The organism is Ancylobacter amanitiformis, assembly GCF_030814815.1.
GTDB classification, from domain to species: domain Bacteria; phylum Pseudomonadota; class Alphaproteobacteria; order Rhizobiales; family Xanthobacteraceae; genus Ancylobacter; species Ancylobacter amanitiformis.
The window spans coordinates 1-2,118 of record NZ_JAUSVR010000039.1 but is presented as its reverse complement, the minus strand read 5'-3'; the positions used below and the strand labels follow the sequence as shown (position 1 = coordinate 2,118).

Genomic DNA, 2,118 nt, shown 5'->3' with positions numbered 1-2,118 from the left:
ACCCGCTATGACAAACGAGACGACAATTTCCTCGCCTCAATCCAACTCGCGTCAATCCGCATCTGGTTGCGGAGTTATGAGTCGGTCTCCTAGGCGAACCCGGCGCGGGCAAGTCGGACCTGCTTACTGATCTCGGGCGATCTTTAGGCGTGCAACCAAGATCCGCCAGTCGTTTCCGCCACCAGAACAATGCTACGTCGACCGACGCGCTCATCATCGATGCGCTCGATGAGGTTGTCAGACTGGATCCGGATGCGATCGATCCGATCATCGTAAAAGCGAGCGAAGTGTCTGCTCCCCTGGTGATATTTTCGAGCCGATCAAGCGAGTGGGACTCGGCGCGGACGCGCTTTGCTAAGGAATGCTTCGGCGAAGAGCCCGCACTCGTGCGCCTTCTTCCATTCGATGAAGCCGAACAGAAGATTCTTTTCGAATCAGAGTTTCCCGATGAGGATTTTGCGGCATTTGTTGGTGAAGCTGACCGGTTTGAACTGGGAGCGCTGCTCGGCATTCCTCAATTCCTGCAATTGTTTGCGGCAGCCTACATCCAAGGCGGCCGACGTTTCACCAGCAAACGTCAGATATTCGCCGATGCGGTGACGCGGCTCGCCAGCGAGCGCGAGGACTCGCCCAAGCAAAAGGGCCGAGCCCCCATAACGTCGATTGTTGAGGTCGGTGAGGAAGTTTTTGCGAAAATCCTATTGTCCGGAACCAGCGGCGTTTCGCTGGCAGACGATCCCGAGGACCAGGATTTTACCTATTTCAGCGCGCTGACCCAAAGGGATCAGGCGCTGCTCAAGAACATGCTGGATACGCGGCTTTTCAAACTGGCCAGTGAGCCGGGGCTGCACGAGCCTGTTCACCGTATCGTCGCTGAGTATTGCGCGGCCCGGTATCTGGTCCGGCGAATTGACGACGCCAGCGACCTGCTGACCATTCGCCGGTTACTTGCTGTCGCAGCCCCCAATGGCGTTGTCCGTGATGAGCTTCGGGGTTTGCTTGGTTGGATGGCTGCTCTTGGCAGTCCGGAGGTGCAGACAGCTTGCATTAAGATAGATCCCTACGCGGTGCTCGCGAACGGCGACCCGTCGCAAATGGTCCGCGCGTCAAAAGAACTCTTGCTGAGAGAGCTGCGCCAGCTTTCTGAAATCGATCCCTACTTTCGCCGCAGCGATTCATGGCGAAGGTTCAGCGTGGCGGGTTTTTTCGACCGTTCCATGATCGATCTCGTCAGGAAGGGACTTGTTGGCGACGAGCTCGTCCCGGAACTTCGAGACCTCCTGCTGGAACTCCTGCAAGGCTCCGATGCCGCTACCATTTTGGTTCCCGAGTTGCAGGGGCTGCTGCTGGACAGCAATTGCCCGCGGTCAACGCGCATACGCGTGCAACGCCTTTTGCTCGAGCTATCGAAGCATGACCATCGTGCGGACTTTCTGGCGCTGGTAAAACTGGGCGACCTAGCATCGCTACGGCTTGCCGCAGAAACTGCGCCTCTGTTCAAAATCGGAACTCTGGAACGAGAAGACATGCTCTCGCTGCTTCGCATGTCGGGGCAGCACGGCGATCTGGACCGGGGACGCGACGATCAATATGTTGAACATCGATATTACGTTCGCGCCTTTATTAGTAGCCTTGACCTCGATGACACCATCTGGCTTCTTGACGAGCTGACGCACGATCTATCCTGTAGTTGCGGTGCCAAGAACGCCCATAGCTGCACCTGCCTGCAGTCGATAAGTCGGATCATCGGCGAACTGCTGGATCGCTATTTTGCGCTGGCGGCAGGGCAGCACGACCCGGCGCAAATCTGGGCATGGACAAAGCCGCTGAGCTTTAGCGGCCCGGCGACGGATACCAGCGTCTCAGTCGAGGCGCTGAAGCAGGACGATACGCTCCGGCAGGCAATCCACCGGCTTGCGTTTGATGGCCAAGAAAGCGCCGATGACGTCTGGAACATGCGGATGAAACTCTCGATGTCTCACGGGCATTCGGGGCTATACCTAAAATATGCAGACTATCTGGCCTTATACCAAGGCGCGCTGAGGCTGACTCACGTTCGGGATTCCCAAGCTGCTGAAAATCTGATTCGAGGTTGCGGGCACACGGAGGCTTGCGATG

General features: G+C 57.2%; 1 protein-coding gene. It reads left to right on the top strand.

Translation table 11 applies throughout. From position 1 onward, the window contains the following. Positions 1 to 149 precede the first annotated feature (149 nt). The coding region (locus QOZ99_RS22240) for an NACHT domain-containing protein (RefSeq protein ID WP_503128565.1) at positions 150 to 2,118 on the top strand (1,969 nt) is incomplete at its 3' end.